This window comes from Enterobacter sp. (assembly GCF_977039595.1).
This window is the reverse complement of the sequence record NZ_CDRQYH010000008.1, coordinates 85,366-91,581: the sequence shown is the minus strand read 5'-3', so window position 1 is coordinate 91,581 and position 6,216 is coordinate 85,366. Positions and strand designations below refer to the sequence as shown.

Sequence of the window (6,216 nt, the reverse complement as noted above, 5' to 3'; positions counted from 1 at the left end):
GCCAGAACGGATTCGCCACCGAAACGCTTAACGCCCAGGCGTTTAGCTTCTGAATCGCGACCGTTACGTGTGGAGCCGCCAGCCTTTTTATGTGCCATTTAAATCTCTCCTCAGGTCTTAGGCGCTGATGCCAGTAATTTTCACATCAGTGAACCACTGACGGTGGCCCTGCTGCTTACGGTAGTGCTTACGACGACGAAACTTAACGATTTTAACTTTCTCGCCACGACCGTGTGCAACAACTTCAGCTTTGATAACGCCGCCATCAACGAAAGGAACGCCGATTTTGACTTCTTCACCGTTTGCGATCATCAGAACTTCAGCGAACTCAACAGATTCGCCAGTTGCGATGTCCAGCTTTTCCAGGCGAACGGTCTGACCTTCGCTTACTCGGTGTTGTTTACCACCACTTTGGAAAACCGCGTACATATAAACTCCGCTTCCGCGCACGTCCTCGTATGAATCAGAGTGCGCTATAAATATTCACAATAGGGCGCGAATATTACGCAAAACGCGAGCCTTTGACAAGTGCTACCGTCAATACATGAAGAAAAAAAACACAACACGTACGGTAACGTTTATCTGAGCCGTTTTTTCAGTACAATCAGCACTACTATTGATAAACCGAAACCCTTCGTTACCCCATTGAAGATGGGATCAACAGGATAAAAAGCCCGGCTTTTGCGATGAATTTAGAAAAAATCAACGAGTTAACCGCGCAAGATATGGCGGGTGTGAATGCAGCAATCCTGGAGCAACTCAACTCTGACGTTCAACTGATCAATCAGTTGGGTTATTACATCGTCAGCGGCGGCGGTAAACGCATTCGTCCGATGATTGCCATTCTGGCTGCCAGAGCCGTTGGCTATCAGGGAAATGCCCACATCACTATCGCAGCGCTCATCGAATTTATCCACACGGCGACGCTTCTGCATGACGATGTGGTGGATGAATCGGATATGCGTCGTGGCAAAGCCACGGCAAACGCCGCTTTCGGGAACGCAGCCAGCGTCCTGGTGGGAGATTTTATTTATACCCGCGCCTTCCAGATGATGACCAGTCTGGGCTCCCTTAAAGTGCTGGAAGTAATGTCCGAAGCCGTAAACGTCATTGCTGAAGGCGAAGTGCTGCAGCTGATGAACGTGAACGATCCTGACATCACCGAAGAAAACTACATGCGCGTCATCTACAGCAAAACCGCGCGCCTGTTTGAAGCGGCGGCCCAGTGTTCCGGCATTCTGGCTGACTGTACCGAAGCACAGGAAAAGGGCCTGCAGGACTATGGCCGCTATCTGGGTACGGCATTCCAGCTGATCGATGATTTACTGGACTACAGTGCGGACGGCGAGACGCTCGGCAAAAACGTGGGCGATGACCTGAACGAAGGCAAACCGACCCTGCCGCTGCTTCATGCTATGCGGAACGGAACAGCCGACCAGGCGAAAATGATCCGCGAAGCGATTGAGCAGGGAAATGGTCGCCATCTTCTGGAACCTGTACTGGAAACCATGGCTATCTGCGGATCGCTGGAATGGACGCGTCAGCGTGCGGAAGAAGAAGCCGACAAAGCCATCGAAGCGCTTCAGGTTATTCCAGACAGTCCGTGGCGCGAGGCACTGATTGGTCTTGCCCACATCGCCGTCCAGCGCGACCGTTAATCCCCTTGTATCTCCCCGCAGCGATAGCGGGGAGTTCCTGTACACGCCTGTAAATTCCGTGTTCATGTAAATTCATCGGTTTAGAGACCGCATGAATAAAGCCGTGTCTTATTCTGAATATCCCATCAAGTAACGCGAACTTTTTAGAACAAGAAGTTGAAATGGGTATAGTAAACCCCGTCGTTTCAGAAGAAACGGCGTAGGTGAATCCGAACTTAAGGACAGCGTTATGGATACGAAATTTATCGACTGGCACACGGCTGATATTATTGCCGCACTGCGCAAAAAAGGCACTTCACTGGCAGCAGAGTCCCGCCGCCATGGACTGAGTTCTTCAACTCTGGCAAACGCCCTCACCCGCCCCTGGCCCAAAGGAGAATTAATTATCGCAACGGCGCTGGATACGCATCCGTGGGTGATTTGGCCTTCACGCTACCACGATCCCATTACCCATGAATTTATCGACAGATCGCGCATGATTCGCCAGAGAAGAGTAAAAAGAGAACCGCAGGAATAACGCATTTTTTGACAGGAACAGCAACCCCCCGGTCATTTCTGGCAGGGGGCTGCCGGAACGATTACTCGCCCTTCACACGCTCGATGTTGGCACCCAGCGCGCGCAGTTTATCTTCGATACGCTCATAGCCACGATCGATGTGATAGATACGATCCACAATCGTTGTACCTTCCGCGATACAACCCGCCAGCACCAGGCTTGCAGACGCACGCAGATCGGTTGCCATCACCTGAGCGCCGGACAGCGTCTCAACGCCATGGCAAATCACGGTATTACTTTCGATCTCAGCACGTGCACCCATACGGATCAGCTCCGGTACGTGCATAAAGCGGTTCTCGAAAATGGTTTCTGTGATGAAGCCAGTACCCTCGGCGACCAGGTTCAGCAGGGTGAACTGCGCCTGCATGTCAGTTGGGAACGCCGGGTGTGGCGCCGTACGCACATTGACTGCTTTTGGACGCTGGCCATGCATATCGAGGCTGATCCAGTCTTCACCGACTTCAATATCCGCACCCGCATCGCGCAATTTCGCCAGCACCGCATCCAGGGTATCTGGCTGCGCGTTGCGACAAACAATCTTACCGCCAGAAATCGCCGCTGCGACCAGGAATGTACCGGTTTCGATACGGTCCGGCAGAACGCGATAGACACCACCGCCCAGACGCTCAACGCCTTCGATGGTGATACGGTCGGTACCCTGGCCGGAGATCTTCGCACCCAGCGCCACGAGGAAGTTGGCGGTATCCACAATCTCCGGTTCACGCGCGGCGTTTTCGATGATGGTGGTGCCTTCTGCCAGCGTCGCCGCAGACATAATGGTGACCGTTGCGCCCACGCTCACTTTGTCCATGACAATGTGCGCGCCTTTCAGACGACCATTAACGGACGCTTTAACGTAACCTTCTTCCAGCTTGATCTCTGCGCCTAGTTTTTCCAGACCAAAGATGTGCAGGTCAACCGGACGCGCACCGATGGCGCAACCGCCCGGCAGAGAAACCTGACCCTGACCAAAACGCGCCACCAGCGGGCCAAGCGCCCAGATGGATGCACGCATAGTTTTCACCAGATCGTAAGGTGCTGAGAAGTTGTTCACCTTGCTGGCGTCGATCCAGACGGAACCGTTACGCTCAACTTTCGTGCCCAGCTGGGTGAGCAGCTTCATGGTGGTGTCGATATCTTTCAGCTTCGGTACGTTCTGAATTTCTACCGGCTCTTCAGCCAGCAGCGCAGCAAAGAGGATTGGCAGCGCAGCGTTTTTCGCGCCAGAAATTGTGACTTCGCCCTGGAGACGCGTTGGCCCCTGTACACGAAATTTATCCATTGTGTGCTCTCTTATAAATTCAACCGTGCTGCGGGCCTGTCGCCCTCAGCTCAAAAACCGTTTAGTTTGCGATCGCGTGCCCACTCTTGCGGGGTGAACGCTTTAATCGACAGGGCGTGGATGCGGTTATCCGCAATATATTCCATCAGCGGCGCGTACACAGCCTGCTGTTTCTTCACGCGGCTCATACCGTCGAACATCTCACCCACAGCAATAACCTGGAAGTGACTGCCATCGCCAGTGACGTGGGCTTCCTGAAGGGAGAGTGCATTCATCAGCACTGTCTGGATTTCATGATTTTCCATGGGTTCTTAATCATCTGATAGTGAAAACAAGCCCAACATCTTAGAGCAAAGTGGCGTTGTCTTAAACAAGCAAAAAGCCCTGACGATGAAACTGTCAGGGCTTTCGGAAGTAACGCACTGAAAATATTAACGAGGCAATACGTCCTGAGGAAGATTGTAGAGCTGAGCAAGGGTCACGACATTCTCGCTCGCGCCGCGAAGCGTGACGCTAGCCCCCTGCTTTTTCCCTACAGCAATCAGATGGGCAAGCAGCGCAACCCCGGCCGTATCCACCCGCGTGACCTCGGTTAAGTCGATAAGCGTCACGCCCTGCATCACTTCATGGCGTTTGTCCCACAGTGGGTTCAGCAGATCCTGATCCAGTTCACCGGACAGCTTTAACGTCTCGCCTTCACGCGACCAGCTGAGTTGCTGTGACATTACTTCTTCTCGTCCAGCGTGATTTTCTGACGAGCAATGGACTGCAGCTGAGCGGTCAGGCCATCAATGCCTTTGGTGCGCAGCAGATCGCTCCATTCGTTCTGTTTGGTGGTGATCATGCTTACGCCTTCGGCGATCATGTCATACGCCTGCCAGTGACCTGTCTGGCTGTTTTTTCGCCACTGGAAATCCAGACGAACCGGCGGACGGCCGTTAGGATCGTTGATCGTCACACGGATAGGGACGATGGTCGCATCGCCCAGCGGCTGCTCGGGCGCAATCTGATAGGTCTGACCGTGGTACATCGCCAGCGCCTGGCCATAAGCCTGTTTTAGGTATTCACGGAACGCGGCAAAGTAGGCCTCACGCTGCGCAGGAGTCGCGTCTTTGTAATAGCGGCCCAGCACCAGCGCACCCGCATATTTGATCTGCACGTACGGCAGCAGCTCCTGGTCAACCACGTCACGCAGGTAATCAGGATTAGAACGAATCTTAGGCTGTTCGTTTTTAAGACGGTCGAATGTCTTCTTCGCCGCTTCGTCCATCAGTTTGTACGGGTTACTCTGATCCGCAGCGTGGGCGGCGGTAAGAGGGGCGATGACCAGCATGGCAACCATTAACAGTCGTTTAAACATGAATGACTTCTCCTGATATTAATTCGCAGCACCTGGGGTCGGCGCGGCATTGGTATGGTCTTCGCTCTGCGCAGGGGCAGCGTCAGATTTTTTCTCATCTCCTTTACTGTTGTAAAGGAACTGACCAATCATATCCTCCAGCACCATCGCGGATTTCGTATCCTGAATGACGCTACCGTCTTTAAGGATAGTCGTTCCCAGCTCGGGATCTTCAAAGCCAACGTTAAGCGCCAGATATTGTTCGCCCAGCAGACCGGAAGTCCGGATAGACAGGGAGCTGGTGTCCGGAATGTGGTTGTAACGCTCTTCGATATCCATCGCGACGCGCGGCAGATAGGTTTTCTCATCAAGCGTAATGTCGGATACGCGCCCGATCACCACGCCGCCGATACGGACCGGTGAACGCGCCTTCAGTCCGCCGATGTTATCGAAGGTGGCATAGATGCGATACGTCGGCTCGGTGCGCACAGACGTGATATCCGCCGCTCTCAGGCAGATAAACAGTGCGGCCAGCAGCGCCAGCAGCAGGAATACACCGACCCAAATTTCATTTTTTCTCGTTTGCATGAACTCAATTCCCAAACATCAGTGCGGTGAGCACAAAATCCAGACCCAGTACGGCCAGCGACGAATGAACGACTGTACGTGTAGTTGCGCGGCTAATGCCCGCCGACGTCGGGATGGCATCGTAACCATTGAACAATGCAATCCAGGTGACCGTAATGGCAAATACCACGCTTTTAATCAGGCAGTTAACCAGATCCATTCGCAGGTCAATGGCGTCCTGCATCGCGGACCAGAAGAAACCGGCATCGATGCCTTTCCAGTGCACGCCAACCAGCGAGCCGCCCCAGATACCCACGGCGACAAACAGAATAGTCAGTAACGGTAAAGAGATCACCCCAGCCCAGAAACGCGGCGAGATCACGCGACGCAGCGGATCGACCGCCATCATCTCCATGCTGGAAAGCTGCTCGGTCGCACGCATCAGGCCAATTTCAGCTGTTAATGCCGACCCCGCGCGCCCGGCGAACAACAGCGCCGCCACGACGGGCCCCAGTTCGCGCAGCAGCGAGAGCGCCACCAGCATCCCGAGGCTAGTTTCCGCACTGTAGGTTGTCAGAACAAGATAGCCCTGCAGCCCAAGCACCATACCGATAAACAGACCGGAGACAATGATGATGAGCATCGACAGCACGCCGACATTATAAAGCTGGCGCACCAATAGCGGCGCGTGCTTACGGAATTCCGGCTTGCCAACCAGGGCGTTGAATAACATCAATCCGGCACGCCCGAACGTCCTGATGGTTTTTATGCCACGGTGTCCGAGAGCGGCCAACGCATTTAACAGCATGAGTGG

Annotated in this window: 10 protein-coding genes; 2 read left to right on the top strand and 8 right to left on the bottom strand. The window is 53.8% G+C overall.

Translation table 11 applies throughout. The features are described 5' to 3' along the window. On the bottom strand, window positions 1–98 hold a 98-nt coding region (locus ACWYRJ_RS04710), incomplete at its 3' end, for a 50S ribosomal protein L27 (RefSeq protein ID WP_214152676.1). Window positions 99–117: 19 nt separating this feature from the next. Then, the gene (gene rplU / locus ACWYRJ_RS04705; RefSeq protein WP_003025032.1) at window positions 118–429 is read right to left on the bottom strand and encodes a 50S ribosomal protein L21; all 312 of its coding nucleotides are present in this window, start codon (window positions 427–429) and stop codon (window positions 118–120) included. 257 nt (window positions 430–686) lie between these two features. On the opposite strand from rplU, the gene ispB reads away from it, so the two are divergent. Then, the gene (ispB, locus tag ACWYRJ_RS04700; protein ID WP_024906360.1) at window positions 687–1,658 is read left to right on the top strand and encodes an octaprenyl diphosphate synthase; all 972 of its coding nucleotides are present in this window, start codon (window positions 687–689) and stop codon (window positions 1,656–1,658) included. A 229-nt stretch (window positions 1,659–1,887) separates the two neighbouring features. Continuing rightward, entirely contained in the window at window positions 1,888–2,175 is a 288-nt protein-coding gene (gene sfsB / locus ACWYRJ_RS04695; RefSeq protein WP_111964968.1) for a DNA-binding transcriptional regulator SfsB, read from the top strand. 61 nt (window positions 2,176–2,236) lie between these two features. Here the strand turns inward: sfsB and murA are convergent, their stop codons facing one another. The 6 genes from murA to mlaE form a co-directional block, all read right to left on the bottom strand. Beyond that, complete coding sequence (gene murA / locus ACWYRJ_RS04690) at window positions 2,237–3,496, bottom strand: UDP-N-acetylglucosamine 1-carboxyvinyltransferase (RefSeq protein ID WP_115876352.1); 1,260 nt, start codon at window positions 3,494–3,496, stop codon at window positions 2,237–2,239. A gap of 50 nt (window positions 3,497–3,546) precedes the next feature. Further along, a complete protein-coding gene (ibaG, locus tag ACWYRJ_RS04685) occupies window positions 3,547–3,801 on the bottom strand; it encodes a BolA family iron metabolism protein IbaG (RefSeq protein WP_008501458.1) in 255 nt (84 codons plus the stop codon). A gap of 126 nt (window positions 3,802–3,927) precedes the next feature. After that, complete coding sequence (mlaB, locus tag ACWYRJ_RS04680) at window positions 3,928–4,221, bottom strand: lipid asymmetry maintenance protein MlaB (protein ID WP_127732410.1); 294 nt, start codon at window positions 4,219–4,221, stop codon at window positions 3,928–3,930. Further along, complete coding sequence (gene mlaC / locus ACWYRJ_RS04675) at window positions 4,221–4,856, bottom strand: phospholipid-binding protein MlaC (protein WP_045403542.1); 636 nt, start codon at window positions 4,854–4,856, stop codon at window positions 4,221–4,223. The genes mlaB and mlaC overlap by 1 nt, the downstream gene beginning before the upstream one ends. An 18-nt stretch (window positions 4,857–4,874) precedes the next feature. Beyond that, entirely contained in the window at window positions 4,875–5,423 is a 549-nt protein-coding gene (gene mlaD / locus ACWYRJ_RS04670; protein ID WP_111965012.1) for an outer membrane lipid asymmetry maintenance protein MlaD, read from the bottom strand. A gap of 4 nt (window positions 5,424–5,427) precedes the next feature. After that, window positions 5,428–6,210, bottom strand: a complete 783-nt coding sequence (gene mlaE / locus ACWYRJ_RS04665) for a lipid asymmetry maintenance ABC transporter permease subunit MlaE (protein ID WP_010436044.1) — start codon at window positions 6,208–6,210, stop codon at window positions 5,428–5,430. Between the last annotated feature and the right edge of the window lie 6 nt (window positions 6,211–6,216).